17 protein-coding genes and 1 pseudogene are annotated in these 19,866 nt (G+C 40.9%); 9 read left to right on the top strand and 9 right to left on the bottom strand.

Annotation, left to right across the window (positions count from 1 at the left end; translation table 11 throughout):
* Positions 1-17: 17 nt before the first annotated feature.
* From MTO68_RS08805 to MTO68_RS08780, 6 genes are read right to left on the bottom strand one after another with little or no spacing between them, the layout of a single operon-like run.
* Positions 18-1,226, bottom strand: a complete 1,209-nt coding sequence (locus MTO68_RS08805; RefSeq protein ID WP_034614883.1) for an MFS transporter — start codon at positions 1,224-1,226, stop codon at positions 18-20.
* An 18-nt stretch (positions 1,227-1,244) separates the two neighbouring features.
* Positions 1,245-2,561: an outer membrane trimeric porin-like protein DcaP gene (gene dcaP, locus MTO68_RS08800; RefSeq protein ID WP_244015656.1), complete on the bottom strand. Its 1,317-nt coding sequence runs from the start codon at positions 2,559-2,561 to the stop codon at positions 1,245-1,247.
* 41 nt (positions 2,562-2,602) lie between these two features.
* On the bottom strand, positions 2,603-3,256 hold the full coding sequence (locus MTO68_RS08795; RefSeq protein WP_244015655.1) for a 3-oxoacid CoA-transferase subunit B: 654 nt from the start codon (positions 3,254-3,256) through the stop codon (positions 2,603-2,605).
* Positions 3,256-3,924, bottom strand: a complete 669-nt coding sequence (locus tag MTO68_RS08790; protein WP_004721455.1) for a 3-oxoacid CoA-transferase subunit A — start codon at positions 3,922-3,924, stop codon at positions 3,256-3,258. Before MTO68_RS08790 ends, MTO68_RS08795 begins: the two co-directional genes overlap by 1 nt.
* Before the next feature lie 47 nt (positions 3,925-3,971).
* Positions 3,972-5,267 (bottom strand): MFS transporter, encoded by a 1,296-nt coding sequence (locus tag MTO68_RS08785; protein WP_016539715.1) that lies wholly within the window; start codon positions 5,265-5,267, stop codon positions 3,972-3,974.
* Positions 5,268-5,324: 57 nt separating this feature from the next.
* Positions 5,325-6,479 (bottom strand): acyl-CoA dehydrogenase family protein, encoded by a 1,155-nt coding sequence (locus MTO68_RS08780; protein ID WP_004721459.1) that lies wholly within the window; start codon positions 6,477-6,479, stop codon positions 5,325-5,327.
* Positions 6,480-6,791: 312 nt separating this feature from the next.
* Here MTO68_RS08780 and MTO68_RS08775 point away from each other — a divergent pair, with 312 nt between their 5' ends.
* The 6 genes from MTO68_RS08775 to MTO68_RS08750 all read left to right on the top strand — a co-directional run bounded on the left by MTO68_RS08775 (position 6,792) and on the right by MTO68_RS08750 (position 13,432).
* Positions 6,792-7,580 carry an enoyl-CoA hydratase gene (locus MTO68_RS08775; protein WP_034614875.1) on the top strand — a complete coding sequence of 263 codons (789 nt, stop codon included), beginning with the start codon at positions 6,792-6,794 and terminating at the stop codon, positions 7,578-7,580.
* Positions 7,581-7,609: 29 nt separating this feature from the next.
* The gene (locus MTO68_RS08770; protein WP_004721461.1) at positions 7,610-8,371 is read left to right on the top strand and encodes an SDR family oxidoreductase; all 762 of its coding nucleotides are present in this window, start codon (positions 7,610-7,612) and stop codon (positions 8,369-8,371) included.
* 88 nt (positions 8,372-8,459) lie between these two features.
* A complete protein-coding gene (locus MTO68_RS08765) occupies positions 8,460-9,983 on the top strand; it encodes a 3-hydroxyacyl-CoA dehydrogenase (protein ID WP_244015654.1) in 1,524 nt (507 codons plus the stop codon).
* 14 nt (positions 9,984-9,997) lie between these two features.
* Positions 9,998-11,203 carry a 3-oxoadipyl-CoA thiolase gene (locus MTO68_RS08760; RefSeq protein ID WP_244015653.1) on the top strand — a complete coding sequence of 402 codons (1,206 nt, stop codon included), beginning with the start codon at positions 9,998-10,000 and terminating at the stop codon, positions 11,201-11,203.
* 121 nt (positions 11,204-11,324) lie between these two features.
* Positions 11,325-12,167: an IclR family transcriptional regulator gene (locus tag MTO68_RS08755; protein ID WP_004721464.1), complete on the top strand. Its 843-nt coding sequence runs from the start codon at positions 11,325-11,327 to the stop codon at positions 12,165-12,167.
* 89 nt (positions 12,168-12,256) lie between these two features.
* A complete protein-coding gene (locus MTO68_RS08750) occupies positions 12,257-13,432 on the top strand; it encodes an MFS transporter (protein ID WP_244015652.1) in 1,176 nt (391 codons plus the stop codon).
* Between the two features lie 63 nt (positions 13,433-13,495).
* On the opposite strand, the gene MTO68_RS08745 is transcribed toward MTO68_RS08750, so the two are convergent.
* On the bottom strand, positions 13,496-14,467 hold the full coding sequence (locus tag MTO68_RS08745; RefSeq protein WP_244015651.1) for a nitronate monooxygenase family protein: 972 nt from the start codon (positions 14,465-14,467) through the stop codon (positions 13,496-13,498).
* 50 nt (positions 14,468-14,517) lie between these two features.
* Here MTO68_RS08745 and MTO68_RS08740 point away from each other — a divergent pair.
* Positions 14,518-14,658 (top strand): annotated as a pseudogene (locus tag MTO68_RS08740) (enoyl-CoA hydratase); the annotation flags it as partial.
* Between the two features lie 82 nt (positions 14,659-14,740).
* Here the strand turns inward: MTO68_RS08740 and MTO68_RS08735 are convergent.
* Positions 14,741-15,586, bottom strand: a complete 846-nt coding sequence (locus tag MTO68_RS08735) for an IclR family transcriptional regulator (protein WP_004721467.1) — start codon at positions 15,584-15,586, stop codon at positions 14,741-14,743.
* A 190-nt stretch (positions 15,587-15,776) separates the two neighbouring features.
* Positions 15,777-16,994, bottom strand: a complete 1,218-nt coding sequence (locus tag MTO68_RS08730) for a CaiB/BaiF CoA-transferase family protein (RefSeq protein WP_244015650.1) — start codon at positions 16,992-16,994, stop codon at positions 15,777-15,779.
* A gap of 329 nt (positions 16,995-17,323) precedes the next feature.
* Between MTO68_RS08730 and MTO68_RS08725 the strand changes: the two genes are divergently transcribed.
* Together MTO68_RS08725 and MTO68_RS08720 are read left to right on the top strand one after the other, a co-directional pair.
* Positions 17,324-18,475 carry an acyl-CoA dehydrogenase family protein gene (locus tag MTO68_RS08725; protein WP_244015649.1) on the top strand — a complete coding sequence of 384 codons (1,152 nt, stop codon included), beginning with the start codon at positions 17,324-17,326 and terminating at the stop codon, positions 18,473-18,475.
* A gap of 61 nt (positions 18,476-18,536) precedes the next feature.
* Positions 18,537-19,787 carry an MFS transporter gene (locus tag MTO68_RS08720; protein ID WP_244015648.1) on the top strand — a complete coding sequence of 417 codons (1,251 nt, stop codon included), beginning with the start codon at positions 18,537-18,539 and terminating at the stop codon, positions 19,785-19,787.
* Positions 19,788-19,866 lie beyond the last annotated feature (79 nt).

Genomic DNA, 19,866 nt, shown 5'->3' with positions numbered 1-19,866 from the left:
CTAAGCCCTTTTGCGGCTTAGTCTTTTATCACTGTTTTCTTCATGGCATAAAAATCTATTCGGTCAATTATAAAACTTAGAATTGCCATGGCTAAACCCACAGCCACACAGACACTCCATCCCCAATGTTTCCACGTGTAGACCGCAACCAAAGAACCCAGCGCAGCACCACCAAAATACAGTGTCATATAAATAGAATTAATTCGAGAACGTGCTTGTGCTGAAATTCGGTAGACCAGATTTTGGTTAAGTACATGAAAGGCCGATAAACCAAAATAAGCCAAAATCACACCCCCTGCATAAGCCAGCAAAGACTGCTGGGCAAAAAACAGTGGAATCCATGCCAGTACCAATAACCACATACAAATCAGTGCAACTTTATTTTCCAATCCTTTGGCAATTTGTTTTCCCGCCCAAGGGGTTGCAAACACACCCGCCAAACCTACTATGCCAAATAAACCAATTTGGAAATCATTGAAATGATAAGGCGCATTGGCAAGAATAAAAGTCATGGTGGTAAAGATCAGCGCCAATATACCGAAGCCGATCCCACCTGCCAGACCACGGCGAATTAAATGTGGCTGATCAACGGCCAATGTAAACAATGAACGATAAATTTGCAGCACTGTTAATTGATGAGATTTTCGAGCAACGGGTAATTTAAGCCACATCACTACTGCAAAAGCTAAAATCACCATACCACTGAGTAAATACACCGCATGCCATGACCAAACGGTCGAAAGTAAGCCTGCGATTGATCTGGCCAAGAGAATGCCTAAAAACAAGCCGCTCATCAGTGTTCCGACAATTTGCGGGCTTTTTTGAGGGCTCGCCAAACCAGCAGCAAACGGTACCAAGACTTGTGTCGTAATCGAAAAGAAGGTGGCTAAAAAGGTAAAACCATACAATACGGGCAAACTTTGACTTAAAGAAAGTCCGATCTGGGCAAAACCTGTGCAGCACATCAACAGACAAATATAGCTACGCTTTTCAAAAAAATCACCGAGCGGCACCAAGATAAACAGACCAACTGCATAAGAGAGTTGGCCGATCACAATTGTTAAAGCGACTTGCTCTGCATTGACCTGTAATGCCTCGGCAATAGAATAAATCAAAGGCTGGTTATAATAGTTCGAACCCGCACAAATTCCACATGCCATTGCCATGATGAAAATAAAACTTTTTGACAAGATATGCGTTGTGTCAGGTTGAACTATTTTTTCCATTGCACAGCTCACCTTATTTTAGAATTTGTACATCGACACAAAGTTAATGCGGGAAACATCTGCTGTTCTTCCATCAAACACTTCACGCTTACCTTGATGATATTCCATACCAATATCAATTTGCTCAGCAGGTGAATAAAACAGATTGGCAGCATAATCCGTTAAACGCTTATTTGCGTCAGGATTGAGTTTTGCATAAGCTGAATCATCATCAAAATCAAAAATCGATGCAGATAAATTTGCACGCCATTGCGGATTAAATTTATATGAATAGCCAATATTTAAGCTATTGAGTTTATTCATCTCTAAATCTGTTTTTTGTGCATTTAAAGAAAAATCACCTGCTGCATTTAAGCTGGTTGCATTTGTCAGGCCAGTTTGTGTGGTATATGGCATGAATTTTTGATCACCCACAATATATTGATAATTCGCCTGTACAGATTGTGCTGGGCTTAGTTGGTATTTTAAACCTGCACCCGCGCCCCAACTGACTTTTTTAACGGTATCTTTCGCAACATCTACAGATTTTTCATTGACAAAACCTTGAGCCAAAGCCGTTAAGGCACCTTCTTTTATGGTATATCGACCTGTCAATGTCGGGAATGCTGAAACCCGAGATCCAGTGTATTCCAATGCGACTTTTAAATCACTCTTGCCATTTATCTTCCAGTCATAGCGCACTTGAGGTGTACGGGTATAAGAGGTTCCCATAAACTGAGTATAATCGACGGACTCTGTTCGTGTTTCCATATTGGACATCAAAGACCATGTTTGACCGAAAGTCCAATCTTTATAAGTAAAGAAAGCATGACGAATACGGAATTTACCATCGCCTGTACCCATGTTGGCACTGTCAAAGAAATCGGCTTCAATATTTCCTGTTACAGCCTTATCTGGACTGTTGAAATACACCCCGATTCGACTGGCATTGATCATGGCATCTGAGCGGGCATGATCGGAACGCTTGTCACTTTCAAACGGAGTACGGTTTAAGCTATTGGTGGTTCTTCCTCCCGAATCTGGTGAGGACTTAAAATCAACTGCAGCATCAAGTCGGGCAATTCCATAGACTTTAACATTGTCTGTCCAAGTCACCCATGAAGGCGCTATTGGTTTCGCGGTTTCAAGTGCTTTATTTTTTTCTACATTTTCTTCAATTTTTGCTTGTTTGACCTGCAAATTATTTTGTGACAGCTTTTGAGCTTCGAGTTCTGCTTTGAGTTTTTGCAGCTCTGTCTCTAACAGATTAATCCGTTGTTCTGCTGTCACTGGCGAATTTGCAAAAATAGTCCCTGAAGCCACAGCGCAAGCTGTAGCTAAAATTAATTTTTTCATCTTTTAATCCTTAAAGAAGCTTTTTTTCCTACGCTTATAAACTAAGCGTCTCGTGCATCTATCAACGGGCAGCCCGTTACTGCCTGTAATTCATCAAAACTCAGTCCCGAAACCATTTCAGTGACATAGGCTTTGTGATCTTTTAAGTCAATAATGCATAAATCGGTATAAATACGATCTACACACTGTTCCCCTGTAATGGGATAACTCAGTACATCGACAATTTTAGCTTCGCCCTTTTTGGTGACATGCTCCATATAGACATAAATTGACTTGGCTCCCACCGCTAAATCCATTGCACCACCTACAGCGGGAACATCATCAGCTTTGCCAGTATGCCAATTGGCTAAATCGCCATTCACTGCGACCTGAAAAGCACCAATCACGCAGATATCCAGATGCCCACCACGCATAATGTCAAAAGAATCTCCGTGATGCATAAAGCAGCCACCATCCAGCAAAGTCACTAACTCCTTTCCAGCATTGACCAAGTCCTCATCTTCTTCACCTGCTTTGGGTGGCGGGCCAAAGGCCAAAACCCCATTTTCTGAGTGTAGAAAGATTTCTTTGTCTTGAGGTAAATACTTCGCAACGTTGGTGGGTAAACCAATACCTAAATTGACATAAGCTCCTTCGGGAATATCCTGAGCAATCAACTGAGCGATATCTTCACGAGAACGTTTTTGAACTGACATTAGATATCTCCTACTTTGACAACATGCTGTACAAAAATCCCGGGGGTGATAATGCACTCAGGATCAAGGCTTCCTAGATCTACCGTATGATTCACTTGAACAATGGTTGTTTTTGCCGCTTTTGCCATAATCGGGCCAAAGTTCCGTGCTGCCTTACGATAGGTCAAATTCCCCCAACGATCGGCTTGATCGGCATAAATCAAAGCAAAGTCAGCTTCAAGCGGATACTCAAGTACATAGTTTCGACCATTAATGGTTCTGGTTTCTTTGCCTTCTGCGACTTTTGTGCCATAGCCTGTCGGTGTAAATATTGCACCTAGACCTGCACCTGCCGCTTGAATACGACAGGCTAAGTTGCCCTGTGGAACCAGTTCTAATTCAATCTTTCCTGCACGATATAAGTCTTGAAATACAGTCGAACCTGCTGACTTTGGAAATGAACTGATCATTTTTCTGACACAACCTGCAATGATCAGCTTGGTCAAACCACGATCACCAGAGGCAGCATTGTTATTGACAATGGTCAGCTCTTTTTTACCTAAATCGATTAAGGCTTCAATCAGTTCCGCAGGCTGACCTGTCACACCAAAACCACTGGTCATGATGGTTGCACCATCAGGAATTGCCTTTAAAATCGGTTCAATGTCACTGGTGATTTTATTTATCATTTCGCTTGTCCCTTTTCATCCTTAAATTGACGTGACAGGTCAAATTGTCACTCTGCCTTTTGCGGGTTAAATAGTCGGTCTTTAATAAATAACAGTGGAATTACACCGCATATAAAGTACGCTCCAGCCATCACCAACAGTCCTAAACCAATCGAACCATGTTGTGATAAATAACCGATGGTTAATGGAGAGAAAATTGAAAGTACTTTACCGATGTTATATGCACCGCCAACCGCCGAGCCTCGAATTGAGGTTGGAAAACTTTCAGTCATATATGTGGCATTGATTGCATACGGTATGCCGTATAGAAAACCAAAGAACAGCATGAGCCATAAAATATTGGCAGGCGTGTTAAGGTAAACAATCACGGGAATAAATAGAGCTGTGCCAATTGTGCCGAATGCAAATACAGCGCGGCGACCCAATTTATCCGCAATAATCCCAGCAATAATTTTGGCAAACATCATGATTAAGAAAGTGCCGACCATATACATCGCCATTTCTTTAAACTTGATTCCTAGATCAGATTCCAAATAAGCCGGCAGCCAGTTACTCACCCCGTAATAACCAAATTGCAAAGCACCAGTACTCAAAATCCACAGCACAAACATGGTGCCATGTTTCTTATCTTTCAAAATTTCCCAATACGGATTCTGACGTTTAACAGGCTGTGCATTTTGTGGCGTTGCAATGACTTTTAATTGACGTGCTTTTTTCCATGACTCAGGCTCAGGTACGATAAAATGCATCAGTACTGATAAAATAATCGGGGTAATTGCAAGCCAATACAGGAAACGCCAGCCATGTTCAGGAATAATATGACCTGCCAATAAAGTCGCAAGTAAAGACCCCAAGGTATAGCCCGTCATCAGTGTTGCCAACACTGTAGAACGATGTTTGGTCGGTACCATTTCAGACATTAAAATATTACAGGCAATATAAAGTGCGCCTAAGCCCATTGCACCGACTGTTCTTAAAATCGCAAATTGCATATATGAATGGGTAAAACCCAATGCACAGGTCAGAACAGAAGAAAAAGCAATAAAGAATACAATCACGCGCACTCGGCCAAAGCGATCACAAGCCCATCCACCAACTAAACCACCCACGGCGGAACCTAACAGTGTCAAACTGCCCAAAGTTCCTGCTTGTACACCGCTCAGATGAAACTCAGCCTTTAAACTGGTCAAACTTAACGCTAAAAAGCCTAAATCTGCGCCATCACAAAGCAAAGTAAAAAATGCAAAGATAAAGGCCGTAATCCAAATCTTTTTGGGTGTCTGAATCACCTCTCCAGCACCATTATTACCACTATTATTTTGTGTAACTGTTTCCGTTGTCATGTCCATATCCTCAGAAGGAATATGAGGCATCCCCTGCCTCATGGCATCTAATTGTTATTAGGCTGTAGCATCCCTAATCATGTTTTTTGCGATAATCAATTGTTGAACTTGCGTGGTTCCTTCATATAAACGGAACAAACGCACATCACGATAAAAACGTTCAATGGCATATTCACTGATATAACCAGCACCACCGTGAATTTGTACGCAACGATCTGCGACCCGACCACACATTTCAGTGGCAAACATTTTTGAACAAGATGCTTCTGTACTAATGTTTTCGCCATTATCACGGCGACGCGCAGCATCGAGCACCATACATTTTGCCGCGTAAATCTCAGCTTTTGAGTCTGCAAGCATGGCTTGGATCAATTGAAAATTAGCAATCGGCTGACCAAATTGTTTGCGCTCAATGGCATAGTGAAGTGCGTCATTTAACATCCGTTCAGCCACACCGACGCTATATGCACCAATATGTAAACGACCTTTATCTAAAACCTTCATGGCTGTTTTAAAACCAATACCTTCAATCCCACCAATCAGTGCTGATGCTGGAACGCGGCAGTTTTCAAAAATCACATCACAAGTATGAGAACCCTTTTGTCCCATCTTTTGATCGATTTTTCCCAAACTAATCCCAGGCGTATTGGCTTCAACTAAAAATGCAGAAATACCACTTGCGCCTTTAATATCAGGATTGGTCCGCGCCATCACGGTAAAAGTAGCAGCATGTGGTGCATTGGTAATAAAGCGTTTGGTACCATTTAAAACGTAAAAATCACCATCTTTGACCGCACTGGTTTTTAAAGAGGCGGCATCTGAACCTGCCTCAGGTTCGGTTAAGCAAAATGAACCAATAATTTCACCGCTGGCATAACGAGGAAGATATTTTTGTTTTTGTTCTTCTGTGCCATCAATCAAAATCGCACTTGAACCAATACCATTGTTGGTACCAATCAGTGAACGGAATGCCGGTGAAGTTTGTCCAAGTTCAAATGCAACATTCACCTCCTCTTCCATGGTAATTCCCAATCCACCATATTCTTCTGGAATGGTTAACCCAAACAAACCCAACTCACGCATTTGTTGCACGATATCCTCAGGAATTTTGTCCTGCTCGGCAACCTCATGCTCACGTGGAATCAATTCATTTTTTACAAAGTCACGAATTGTTGTGAGCAACTGTTGCAACATTCCTTCATCACGGATCATCTATGATCTCCCTTCTTTTGTAGCTTCATTGCACCCATCAGCTATTCCAGCTGGGTAATGGATACCCTGTTTTAAATCTTGTTTACTGCGAATGTGTTTCATAGTACGAGATTGAAAACACAAATTTCAAGCTTTTTTGAAAATTAATTTCATTAAGCGAAATTTTACACTCTACCAATATTAAATATCAATCACTTAGAAAAATATGCTGACGATAAAGTGCCGAGAGGAATAAAAAATACTTGAAATAAATTTCAAAACACGCATTATTAAAGAAACATAGTTTTGATCTGCGAAACAAGGAATCAAAAAATGAGTGAAATAACAGGGAACAGTTTCATTGAAGTTGACTATTCTGTTCAGAAAGTAGCGATCGTGAAGATTAATCGTCCAGAGGCTAAAAATGCCTTAAATACACAGGTGCGTCAGCAACTGGCTCAAGTGTTTACTGAGTTAAGTTTTAATGACCAGATCCATGCCATTGTGCTCACAGGTGGTGAAGAAGTTTTTGCCGCAGGGGCAGACTTAAAAGAAATGGCAAGCGCGACCTCCACAGAAATGTTGCTACGTCATACAGAACGTTATTGGAATGCAATTGCGCAATGTCCTAAACCCGTGATTGCTGCTGTAAATGGTTATGCACTGGGTGGTGGTTGTGAACTTGCCATGCATAGCGACATTATTATTGCGGGTAAAGGCGCAACTTTTGGTCAACCTGAAATTAAAGTCGGTTTAATGCCTGGCGCTGGTGGAACCCAACGTCTCTTTCGTGCAGTGGGTAAATTCCACGCGATGCGTATGATCATGACAGGTGTAATGGTCAAAGCAGAAGAAGCATATAGCATTGGACTGGTTTCCCAAGTTACTGAAGATGACCAGACCATCTCAACCGCTATTCAAATGGCGCAAAATCTCGCAAAAATGCCACCCATTGCCCTGCAACAAATCAAAGAAGTTGCTTTAATGAGCGAAGATGTTCCATTAAATGCAGGTTTGGCATTGGAGCGTAAATCATTTCAATTGTTGTTTTCGACCGAAGATAAAAATGAAGGCATTCAAGCATTTATCGAAAAACGTAAACCTTCATATCAAGGCAAATAAGTTTAATTGATAACAACAATGGAATAGAAATGGCTAGAAAAGTATTGATTAGTGCAGGCGGTTCAGGAATTGGACGATGTATTGCAGAAGCATTCTTAGCACATCACGATGAAGTTTTCGTTTGTGATATCAATGCAGAAAGCTTAGCGCAATTCCAAAAGGCCTATCCTGCACTACATATTTATGCATGTGATTTATCTAACCATGATGAAATCAAGTCTATGTTTAGTGATGCCATCAGCAAACTGGGGCATATTGATGTTCTGGTCAATAATACAGGGATTTCTGGCCCAACCATTGCAGCAGAAGAATTGAGTTTTGCCGATTGGAGTGCGGTATTAAACCTTAATTTAAATAGTACCTTTGCTATCACCCAACTCGCCATCCCCTTTTTAAAACAGTCGGAAGCAGGTGTCATTATCAATATGTCATCGATCGCTGGACGTTTGGGCTATCCATATCGTTTGGCTTACGCGACCTCTAAATGGGGATTAATCGGTTTTACCAAAACATTGTCGATGGAACTCGGTGCAGACAATATTCGAGTCAATGCCATACTTCCAGGTGCAGTGGATGGGGAACGAGTTCAACGGGTGTTACAAGCGCGTGCAGATGTCGCGCAAACATCCTTGGATGCCGTTACGCAAAATGCACTTAAAAATCAATCGCTCAAATATTTTGTCAATCCAAAGCATATTGCCGATTTGTGTATATTTTTAGCCTCGGAAAGCGGTTGCTCTATTTCTGGACAAATTTTACCGATTGATGGTGACAAACAATGTCTGAGTTAACCCACCAAACTGTACTGGTTTCTTTCGTTTCTATTTTTTCCATCTCTAATTTTTCGTTTAATCTGGATCAGTTATCAGGATGATCGACATGACTTATGATATTCAAAGCATGGCTGTAATTGGTGTTGGTATTATGGGCAGCGGTATTGCTCAAATTGCCGCACAATCAGGTCATACCACTTATTTATATGACACCAAAGAAGGTGCTGCGCTACAGGCCAAAGAAAAGCTGGCAGCAACTTTTCAAAAGCTGGTCGATAAAAATAAAATCAGCGCTGAACAGGCGGAAAATGCCAACAAACATTTGATCGTTGCAGTGCAACTTGAAGATTTAAAAGCCTGCGACTTGATTGTAGAAGCGATTGTTGAGCGTTTAGATATCAAACAAGCGTTGATGCAACAACTCGAAGAGATCGTTTCAGACACCACTATTTTAGCCTCAAATACTTCATCGCTTTCAATCACAGCCATTGCAGCAAACTGTAAAAAACCACAACGTGTAGTCGGTTTCCATTTTTTTAATCCGGTACCACTGATGAAAGTTGTGGAAGTGATCCAAGGATTAAAAACGGATCCACGCATTGTAGCTGCATTAAATGAGCTATCACGTGCATTTGGTCATCGACCTGTTGTTGCCAAAGATACCCCAGGATTTATTATTAATCATGCGGGGCGCGCCTATGGCACCGAAGCGTTAAAAATCTTAAATGAAAACGTCTGTGACATCAGTGAAATTGACCGCATTTTAAGAGATGGTGTTGGTTTTAGAATGGGACCATTCGAACTCATGGATTTAACAGGACTGGATGTATCACATCCTGTAATGGAGTCGATTTATCATCAATACTATGAAGAAGCCCGTTACAAGCCCAATCCATTGACCAAACAAATGCTTGAAGCCAAACAACTTGGGCGTAAAGTTAATCAAGGCTTTTACCACTATGAAACAGGCACAAAAACAGGTGAAAAACCTGCACAGTTTGTTGAGCGTTTAACCAACTATCCAAAAGTTTGGATTGCAGCTGATTTTGCTGAAGATAAACAACAACTGGAAGATTATTTAATCCAGCAAAATATTGTCTTAGATACAGGTCTAGAACCACTACCTGAGAGTTTATGTTTACTCGCTTGCTATGGTGAAGATACCACCCAAGCAGCGACACGTTTAAAAGTCAATCCACAACAAGCTGTTGGCATAGATATGCTATATGGCATAAATAAACATAGAACGTTAATGCCGTCACTGGCGACAAGCACCGAGTATCGTCAAGCAGCCCACTCTATGTTTAATTTAGATGGTGCTATGGTCAGCATGATCGCTGAAAGTATTGGCTTCGTGGCACAACGTGTTTTAGCCATGGTGATTAATTTAGGTTGTGATATTGCACAACAAAATATTGCCAGTGTCGATGATATCAATGCCGCAGTCCGTTTAGGTTTAGGCTATCCATTTGGCCCTATTGAATGGGGTGATCATATCGGTAGCCAAAAAATCTTACTCATTCTCAATCGTATCTCAACACTGACCTATGACCCACGTTATCGCCCTAGCCCATGGTTACAACGTCGTGTCGCATTAAATTTACCGCTTACTTTTAATTCTGGATTTTGAAAAGGAACTTCTCAATGTTAAATGCCTATATTTATGATGGTTTACGTAGCCCGATTGGTCGTCATGCAGGTGAGCTTGCTTCAGTACGTCCAGATGATTTAGCTGCGGCAGTTTTACAAAAGCTTCTTGAAAAAACTGGGGTTCCGGGTGCAGCGATTGAAGATGTTATTTTAGGCGATACCAACCAAGGTGGTGAAGATAGCCGTAACGTTGCCAGAAATGCCCTATTAATCGCGGGCTTACCTGTGACTGTTCCTGGCCAAACTGTAAACCGTTTATGTGCAAGTGGTTTGGGTGCTGTGATTGATTCTGCACGCGCCATCACCTGTGGCGAAGGCGACTTGTATATTGCAGGTGGTGTAGAAAGCATGTCACGTGCCCCATTTGTGATGGGTAAAGCTGAATCTGCCTATAGTCGTGATGCCAAAATTTACGACACCACAATTGGCTCACGCTTTCCAAACAAAAAGCTGATTGCGCAATACGGTGGGCATTCAATGCCTGAAACTGGTGACAATGTCGCGCTTGAGTTTGGCATTACCCGTGAACAGGCAGATTTATTTGCTGCCCAATCTCAAGCAAAGTATCAAACAGCCAAACAAGACGGCTTTTTTACTGGTGAAATTACCCCAATTGAAGTCTTTCAAGGCAAAAAGTTACCACCAAAACTGGTTTCTGAAGATGAGCACCCTCGCCCAAGCTCAACGGTTGAAGCCTTAACCAAATTAAAACCATTATTTGAAGGTGGTGTCGTCACTGCTGGAAATGCATCGGGTATTAATGATGGTGCTGCTGCACTACTCATCGGTTCCGAAGCAGCGGGCCAAAAATATGGCTTAAAGCCAATGGCAAAAATCTTGTCAGCAGCAGCAGCAGGTATTGAACCTCGTATTATGGGTGCTGGTCCAATCGAAGCAATCAAAAAAGCCGTTGCACGTGCAGGGCTGACTTTAGATGATATGGATATCATTGAAATCAATGAAGCTTTTGCTTCACAAGTATTATCTTGCTTAAAAGGTTTAGATGTTGATTTTAATGATCCGCGTGTCAACCCAAATGGTGGTGCAATTGCCATTGGCCACCCACTTGGGGCTTCTGGTGCACGTCTTGCACTGACAGTTTCGCGTGAGCTGATCCGCCGCAATAAGAAATATGCTGTCGTTAGCTTATGTATCGGCGTAGGACAAGGCTTAGCTATGGTGATTGAAAACGTGTCATAGCATTGACTGTTTAATCACTAACCGAGTATCCATTCATCACAACAGCGCAGTGATGAATGGATTTATTTTGCAGAGCGAAATATAATAGCCAAACTGTTGCTTTATTATATTTGAGTATTGAATGTCTCAGAATTCAGAAACTGAACAACCTATAAATTTTGATGAGATACGTCTTGATCCTATTTCACATATTCATCGGGAAAATAACCCTCAATTTATCGCTTCTTTAGCACGTGGTTTAGAGCTATTACGTTGTTTTTCTGCCAACAATCAAGTCTTGGGTAACCAAGAACTGGCAAAAATGACGGGTTTACCAAAACCAACCATTGCGCGGATAACCAATACCTTAGTGTCATTAGGCTATTTAAAACAACTACCTAATTCCACCAAATATACCTTGGATATCGGTGTTTTATCTTTAGGCTATGCAGCCTTGTCCAATATTTCTATCCGTAATATTGCACATCGCTATATGGAAGAAATGAGCCAATATGTGCAAGCACCTGTTGCGATGGCAACCCGTGACCGTTTAAACATGGTCTATATCGATGTGGTTCAGATCGAAACCGCTTTAAATATGCGCCGTCCCATCGGCTCAACCCTACCCATTCACAGCAGTTCCATGGGTCGAGCTTGCTTGGCGGCCACACCTGAACGTGAGCGTAATTTTTTACTGGATGCGCTTAAACAAAAAAATGCTGAAAACTGGCCTGCAATTAAACGTTCTTTAGAACGAGCTTTCCGAGATTATCAAGATTACGGATATTGCCTTTCTTTAGGTGAATGGCATAAAGAAGTAAACTCTGTTGCTGTACCTTTAGTCAGCTCCAAACATGGTCTTTATGTGTTTAACTGCGGTGCACCAAGTTTTCATTTAAACCCTGAAAAACTTGAAGGTGAAATTGGACCCCGTTTAATCCATATGGTGCACAACATTCAAGATGCTTTGAGTGAAACGCCTTAACAACCATGTTTAAAATCAGATGCTTAAAATCAGCAGATACATGGTTGTGTGGATTAAAAGTTCCGATTTCATAATGACAAACCATAGGCATGATGAAAAACACTCTCTATACCCCAACCATTATTTTAATGGCAGTTGCAGCAGGCATCTGTACTGGTGGGAATTATTTTAGCCAACCACTGATTCATTCCATTAGTCTAAGTTTAAATTTAGCAGATACTACTACAGCATGGGTGCCTACTTTAGCGCAAATCACCTATGCAGCAGGTCTGCTGTTTTTAATGCCTTTAGGGGATATTCTCGAAAAGCGTAAGTTGTTGTTTATATTTATGCTGCTTGCCTCAATTGGGCTAATTATTAGTGGTTTTTCCCACAATATTTATCTGTTAATATTCGGTACCATCATTACAGGGTTATTTTCTAGTTCAGCCCAACTGTTGTTACCACTGGCTGCCAGTCTGGTTCCAATTCAACATAGTGGTCGTGTTGTTGGTTTTTTACTGAGTGGGTTAATGATGGGTGTCTTATTGGCACGCTCATTATCAGGGATGATGTCGACGCTTTTTGCTTGGAATGTTATTTATCTGCTCAGCGGTTTTTTATTATTGCTCATTGCGATTATTTTGTACCGTAATATTGGCTTATTTCCTCCAACCAAATCTGAAAATTATCTCAAAACAATTCACTCACTGCCGCAAATCTTTATTCAAAATCGTCGCCTAAGAATCAGAACCTATATTGGTGGATTAACCTTTGCCTGTGTAAGCTTAACCTTTACCACCATGTCTTTACTCTTAGCTCCTGCGCCTTATTTTTTCAGTGATTTTACGATTGGCTTATTTGGATTTGTCGGTGTTTTAGGGACATTCGTTGCCAATTTTTCAGGTAAATTTATTGATCAAGGCTATATTCATAAAATTTCGATATGTTGTGGTATCGGTCTGATTTTAAGTTGGCTATTGTTTTTGTTGCTCCCTTATCATTTTATCTTTTATATCATTGCCTTACTTATCCTTTACGCATCACTCTCGGCTGTTCATGTCACCAATCAGAGTATTGTTTTTAAGCTTAACCAACAATTGCGTTCACGTTTCAATGCCATCTATATGACAGGTTATTTCGCTGGCGGTGCTTTAGGGACCACGAGTGGAAGCTATGCATGGAAACATTTTGGCTGGACAGGTGTATGTATCTTGGGCTTAGTTTTTGCCCTGCTGTGTTTATATTATTGTCTTACAGATGCTAAAGATCAGCACAACTCATAGTGTTGTGCTGATCTTTAAAAGCAGTCTTTCATCATCGAGATAAAGCTGAACTCAAATAGATGTTTATAAAAGCCCGAATAAACGTCCACGAATAATGTCTTCTGCATCTTTTACAATACGGTTGACCAGTTCATCACATGTCGGAATGTCATGGATCAGGCTGGCAACCAAACCGCATGACCATGCCCCAGCATTAACATCACCATCGATCATCACTTTAGGATAAACACCTGCAACTTCTTCAATGATATCTTCAAATTTAATCTGGTCACCAAGTGCTTTTTCTTTGGCTACAATTTTTTCTACAGCCGCATTATTCATAACACGCTCAGTATTACGCAAAGCACGCATAATTAAACGAGTATCTCTTTCCGTAGCATTCAGGATCGCCTGTTTCACATTTGCATGTACCGGCGCTTCTTGAGTTGCAATAAAACGTGTTCCCATATTAATGCCATCCGCCCCCATGGCTAAAACGGCAGCGAGTGAGCGTCCATCCGCCATACCACCTGATGCAACAAAAGGAATTTCTAAGGTATCGGCAGCTAAAGGCAATAAAATCATATTCGGTACATCATCTTCACCGGGGTGCCCACCACACTCAAAACCATCGACAGAAACAGCATCACATCCAATTTTTTGAGCTTTTAGACTATGCCGAACCGAAGTGCATTTATGAATTACTTTAATTCCAGCAGCCTTTAAATAAGGCATGACCTGTTCAGGATTACGACCTGCTGTTTCTACAACCTTTACCCCACCATTAATAATTGCCTCAACAAAACCCGGATAATCAGGTGTATTGACTGTGGGTAAGAAAGTTAGATTGACACCAAAAGGCTTATCGGTCATTTCTCGACATCGGGCAATTTCTTTTGCTAGATTTTCAGGTGTTCGCTGGGTTAAACCGGTAATAATGCCTAGCCCACCCGCATTTGAAACTGCAGCAGCCAGCTCGGCAAAACCGACATAATGCATACCGCCTTGAATAATCGGATGTTCAATTTCAAATAATTCTGTAATTTTGGTTTTCATATTCTTTCCACTCACTATTTTATATTTAGAGGCTCACTTCTTAGCATCCTATGCTTGTCGATGATTTATTAAATCTGATCGATCATGAGTCCACTGTATTCTCACTTTGTTTGCAAGGTGACCAATTTAAACAAGCACTGAGTGCATTGATGAAAAAAATAACACCCATTTTTGGTAAGCAAACTATTTAACATGCATCTTATTAACATGCATCTTATTAAAAAGGCCAACAATGCAGATCGTTGCTGGCCTTTCAGTTTTAAAACAATAAAATTAGCTAATTTCAGTGCGGATATTATTCACCATGTGGAGAAGACGCGGTGCAATATCTTCTTCGAGTTTTTCGCGGTTCATAATAAAGCTTGGTCCACCGCAGTTAAATACCAATAGACCATGTTGTTCATGAATCAAGGGAACTGCCACTGAATTGACATCTTTATGCCATTCACCAATTGAAAAACAATAGCCAAAATCTTGATAATCTTTAAATGCTTTGTCTAAATCACGGTTAATCTTGATCCAATCGTCTTTATGTTTACTACGGATTGCATCAAGTAAAAACTCTCTTTCATCTTCAGGCATTGCAGCCAGACATGCACGTCCCATTGAACTTAAATGAATCGGCAAATAAGTACCGACTTGACGACGCATAGTCATATTACCCTTGCCTTGTACCACATCCAAATAAATCATATTTAGACGATCACGCGTTGCCATTGCCACAGCAGCACCTGCATAATCCGCTAAGTTTTTCATATAGGGATGTGCAATATTACGGATAGACACATTAGAAAGCATGGAGTAACCAAACGCCAAAACCCCAACTGAAAGTTGAAATTTGCTTGAATTTGGGACCTGCTTGATATAGCCCAAACGTGACAATGTGTGCGTTAAACGGGTAATGGTCGGTTTAGGCAAACCCGTCATTTGTGATAACTCTTGATTACCCAAATGCTGATGTTTTGGGGTAAAGCAACGTAAGAGTTCTAAACCACGTCCTAAAGCTGTAATAAATTGACGATCATTTTCATCTTGCATATCTTCAATCGGATGCAATAACTCATGCCTCAAAGGCGCTAATAATTTTTCTGTTTGTTCTGCATCTACGGCATCATTCATGGTTATACCAATTCACATATTTGTTTCGCACTGCGAAAATTATAATCTATTTTTTCTATAAATAGCAAAAAGCAATCATCTGATTCACTTTGAAAATAAAACGATGCATCCATCTCGATGTGAAAAGTCTAAATTTGCTTATTTTATTGAAAAAAATGGCTTTAGACTGCTCACATCATCTATTTAAAAACTATCCTATCACGCCTTTGGCTTTTAACTCATCAAGTTTTGCTGGAGAGATAATACGGCCTAAGATTGTTTGAGTATGTTCGCCTAATAAAGGAGGTGCATTTCTATACTCTACAGGTGTACGTGAAAGCTTAATCGGAGAACCGACCACAGTAAGTTTTTCACGTTGAGGATGTTGCATTTCTACCAGCATCTCTCGCGCAATCACTTGAGGTTCATTAAAAGCTTGTTCTAAATTATTAATCACACCAACGGGCACTTTAGCAGCATAAATTGCACTCACCCACTCATCGGCAGTCTTGCTTAAAAAATGCTTTGATAAAATTTCTATCACTTCATCACGATGCTTAACACGATCTGCATTACGGGTAAATCGAACATCATTGGGTAACTCTGGCAAACCAATACTTCTACACAGTTGGATAAACTGGGTGTCATTACCACAAGCAATGATAAACTCTCGGTCAGCGGCTTTAAACAATTGATAAGGCACAATATTGGCATGTGCATTGCCATAACGTACCGGCACTTTCCCAGATGAAAGATAATTCATTCCCTGATTTGCCATTGTGGCAATTTGTACATCAAGTAAAGCCATATCAATATGTTGCCCTAAACCTGTTACATGACGATTGAGCAAAGCAGCTTGTATGGCAATGGTTGAGTATAGTCCCGTTGATAAGTCTGAAAATGCGACACCTACTTTTTGCGGACCGCCACCGGGTAAATCATCTTTTTCACCCGTGATGGACATCAGTCCACCCATTCCTTGAATGATAAAATCATAGCCAGGTTCTTCTGCTCTCGGTCCATTTTGACCAAAACCTGTAATCGAGCAATAAACCAGTTTAGGATTAATTTCTGATAAAGAAGCATAATCCAAGCCATATTTTTTCAAAGAACCAGCTTTGTAGTTTTCAATGACCACATCGGTATCTTGAATAAGTTCTTTGATGAGTGCCTGCCCTTCAGGATTTGCAATATCTATTGCAACAGAAAGTTTATTGCGATTGGTTGACTGATAATAAGCGGCTTCTCGTGTCTCTTGTCCGGCGTCATCTTTCATCCAAGGTGGTCCCCAAGAACGCGTATCATCACCTAGTTTCGGTCTTTCAACCTTAATCACTTCTGCGCCTAAATCGGCAAGAATCTGTCCACACCACGGTCCAGCCAGTACTCGACTTAAATCAAGTACACGAATTCCATTTAAAGCACCCATGTTTATTCCACTAACCTTTGATTAATTTCCTACAGGAAAATTTATTTAATATAAATTTCGCATAGCGATATATATTTTTAATATACACAGAAAACTTAAAAAATAAAACTTAATTTTTTCATCAAAAGTGATGATTTTTATTCAACAAATATAGATTAATTAAATCAAATAATTAGCCAACTGAAAAACAAGCACAATATACCGCATTGCGAAATTAATTTTCAAAATATATTGTTTTCTACTGATCCTTTGATTACTATCGCATCAATATGCAGGGTTTTAGCAACATCTCCTCGATGTTTTCAACATGTTGTACAAAGGACAAGACTATGATTCGAGATCAGGAAACACTCAAACAACTGGTAGATATGATTCGACAGTTTATAGATGGTGTCCTTATTCCTCATGAGAATGAAGTCGCAGAAACAGATCAAATCCCTCAAGCCATCATTGAGCAAATGAAAGCTTTGGGTTTGTTTGGGCTGACGATTCCAGAAGAATACGAAGGTCTTGGCTTGACCATGGAAGAAGAGGTGTCTATCGCTTTTGAACTTGGACGTACTTCGCCTGCCTTTCGTTCACTGATCGGCACCAATAATGGAATCGGTTCGAGTGGCCTGATTATTGATGGTACCGAAACTCAAAAATCATTTTTCTTGCCCCGTTTAGCACGTGGTGAAGTGATCAGTTCTTTTTGCCTAACTGAACCAGATGCAGGCTCAGATGCTGCCTCTTTGAAAACCAGCGCAGTAAAAGAAGGTGAGTTTTATATTTTAAATGGCACCAAACGCTTTATTACCAATGCACCTCATGCAGGGGTATTTACGGTGATGGCACGAACCAATCCAGACATTAAAGGTGCTGGTGGAATTTCTGCTTTTATTGTAGATCGCAAAACCGCAGGAATCTCTCTGGGTAAAACAGATAAAAAAATGGGGCAAAAAGGTGCCCATACCTGCGATGTGATTTTTGAAAACTGTCGGGTTCCTGCCTCAGCACTGATTGGTGGTGTCGAAGGTGTAGGATTTAAAACCGCAATGAAAGTCTTGGATAAAGGTCGTTTACATATCGCCGCAATCAGTGTCGGTGCTGCCATACGTATGTTAGACGATACTTTAAAGTTCGCCCTTGAGCGTAAGCAATTTGGACAAGCAATTGCTGAATTTCAACTGATTCAAGCCATGCTTGCTGACTCCAAAGCAGAAATTTATGCAGCGCAATGTATGGTTTTAGATGCGGCAAGACAACGTGATGCTGGGCACAACGTCAGCACAGAAGCATCATGCGCAAAAATGTTTGCCACTGAAATGTGTGGTCGCGTGGCCGATCGCTGCGTACAGATTCATGGTGGCTCTGGCTATATCAGTGAATATGCCATTGAACGTTTTTACCGAGATGTACGTTTATTCCGTCTCTATGAAGGCACCACCCAAATTCAACAAATGATTATTGCGCGAAATATGATTCGTGCTGCGTCTTAATTAATTTTTAGGCACTTTAAAACGATTTGAAGTGCTGTAAATCAAATGTAGGTAATGGATTATGGCGACAAACTACAATACACATCTCTCTTCAATACAATCTCATACTTGGAAAATTGCATTTATTTTTGCATTTTTAGCCTTGTTGGTGGATGGTGCCGATCTGATGCTGCTGTCTTATAGTCTCAACAGTATTAAGGCAGATTTTGGTTTAAGTTCCGTGCAGGCAGGTATGCTGGGTAGTTTTACCTTGGCGGGTATGGCTGTTGGTGGGATATTTGGGGGATGGGCATGTGACAAATTTGGTCGAGTACGGATCGTGGTTATTTCTATTCTCACCTTCTCACTACTTACATGTGGACTAGGCTTTACCCAAAGTTTTCTTGAATTTGGTCTATTACGCTTTTTTGCTTCTCTCGGACTAGGCTCGCTTTATATTGCCTGCAATACCTTGATGGCGGAATATGTACCTACACGTTACCGTACAACGGTATTGGGTACCTTACAAGCAGGTTGGACGGTTGGCTATATTGTTGCAACGCTACTCGCTGGATGGATTATTCCAGATCATGGCTGGCGTATGCTGTTTTATGTTGCCATTGTACCTGTATTGATTGCTGTTTTAATGCATCTTTTGGTACCAGAACCACTCGCATGGCAACAGTCTCGTTTACAACAACCAACACGTGATAAAAATTCTGAGGAAACTTCAGCATTTAAACTGATTTTTAAAGATAAACGAAATCGCAATATGTTTATCTTGTGGGCGCTCACAGCAGGCTTCTTGCAATTTGGTTATTATGGGGTAAATAACTGGATGCCTTCATATCTAGAAAGTGAATTAGGCATGAAGTTTAAGGAAATGACCGCATATATGGTCGGTACCTATACCGCCATGATCCTCGGTAAGGTCCTTGCGGGGATGATGGCTGACAAACTTGGTCGTCGCTTTACTTATGCCTTTGGTGCGATTGGGACCGCTATTTTTCTACCACTGATTGTTTTTTATAACTCACCCAGCAACATTTTATATTTACTGATCGCTTTCGGATTTTTATACGGTATTCCTTATGGTGTAAATGCCACCTATATGACGGAAAGTTTCCCAACAGCGATTCGTGGTACAGCGATTGGTGGTGCCTATAACGTGGGGCGTCTTGGTGCAGCACTTGCGCCTGCAACGATTGGCTACTTGGCATCGGGTGGTTCTATTGGTTTAGGTTTTGTGGTGATGGGAGCTGCTTATTTAATTTGCGGCGTTATTCCTGCCCTATTCATCAAGGAAAAACTCTACGATCCGCAAAAATCGTAAAAGTAGACCTTGTAAAATCAGTTATCCCATTTTAAAGCCAGCTAAATCTAGCTGGCTTTTTTGTGGGTATCATTTTGAA

The sequence above is a fragment of the Acinetobacter sp. NyZ410 genome, from assembly GCF_022828975.1.
GTDB classification, from domain to species: Bacteria; Pseudomonadota; Gammaproteobacteria; order Pseudomonadales; family Moraxellaceae; genus Acinetobacter; species Acinetobacter guillouiae.
This window is presented reverse-complemented; position numbering and strand designations above follow the sequence as displayed.

Bases quoted from the DNA above. Each gene is read 5' to 3' on its own strand.
- MTO68_RS08805 (WP_034614883.1), bottom strand. From the start codon at position 1,226: ATGGAAAAAATAGTTCAACCTGACACAACGCATATCTTGTCAAAAAGT.
- dcaP (WP_244015656.1), bottom strand. From the start codon at position 2,561: ATGAAAAAATTAATTTTAGCTACAGCTTGCGCTGTGGCTTCAGGGACT.
- MTO68_RS08795 (WP_244015655.1), bottom strand. From the start codon at position 3,256: ATGTCAGTTCAAAAACGTTCTCGTGAAGATATCGCTCAGTTGATTGCT.
- MTO68_RS08790 (WP_004721455.1), bottom strand. From the start codon at position 3,924: ATGATAAATAAAATCACCAGTGACATTGAACCGATTTTAAAGGCAATT.
- MTO68_RS08785 (WP_016539715.1), bottom strand. From the start codon at position 5,267: ATGACAACGGAAACAGTTACACAAAATAATAGTGGTAATAATGGTGCT.
- MTO68_RS08780 (WP_004721459.1), bottom strand. From the start codon at position 6,479: ATGATCCGTGATGAAGGAATGTTGCAACAGTTGCTCACAACAATTCGT.
- MTO68_RS08775 (WP_034614875.1), top strand. From the start codon at position 6,792: ATGAGTGAAATAACAGGGAACAGTTTCATTGAAGTTGACTATTCTGTT.
- MTO68_RS08770 (WP_004721461.1), top strand. From the start codon at position 7,610: ATGGCTAGAAAAGTATTGATTAGTGCAGGCGGTTCAGGAATTGGACGA.
- MTO68_RS08765 (WP_244015654.1), top strand. From the start codon at position 8,460: ATGACTTATGATATTCAAAGCATGGCTGTAATTGGTGTTGGTATTATG.
- MTO68_RS08760 (WP_244015653.1), top strand. From the start codon at position 9,998: ATGTTAAATGCCTATATTTATGATGGTTTACGTAGCCCGATTGGTCGT.
- MTO68_RS08755 (WP_004721464.1), top strand. From the start codon at position 11,325: ATGTCTCAGAATTCAGAAACTGAACAACCTATAAATTTTGATGAGATA.
- MTO68_RS08750 (WP_244015652.1), top strand. From the start codon at position 12,257: ATGATGAAAAACACTCTCTATACCCCAACCATTATTTTAATGGCAGTT.
- MTO68_RS08745 (WP_244015651.1), bottom strand. From the start codon at position 14,467: ATGAAAACCAAAATTACAGAATTATTTGAAATTGAACATCCGATTATT.
- MTO68_RS08735 (WP_004721467.1), bottom strand. From the start codon at position 15,586: ATGAATGATGCCGTAGATGCAGAACAAACAGAAAAATTATTAGCGCCT.
- MTO68_RS08730 (WP_244015650.1), bottom strand. From the start codon at position 16,994: ATGGGTGCTTTAAATGGAATTCGTGTACTTGATTTAAGTCGAGTACTG.
- MTO68_RS08725 (WP_244015649.1), top strand. From the start codon at position 17,324: ATGATTCGAGATCAGGAAACACTCAAACAACTGGTAGATATGATTCGA.
- MTO68_RS08720 (WP_244015648.1), top strand. From the start codon at position 18,537: ATGGCGACAAACTACAATACACATCTCTCTTCAATACAATCTCATACT.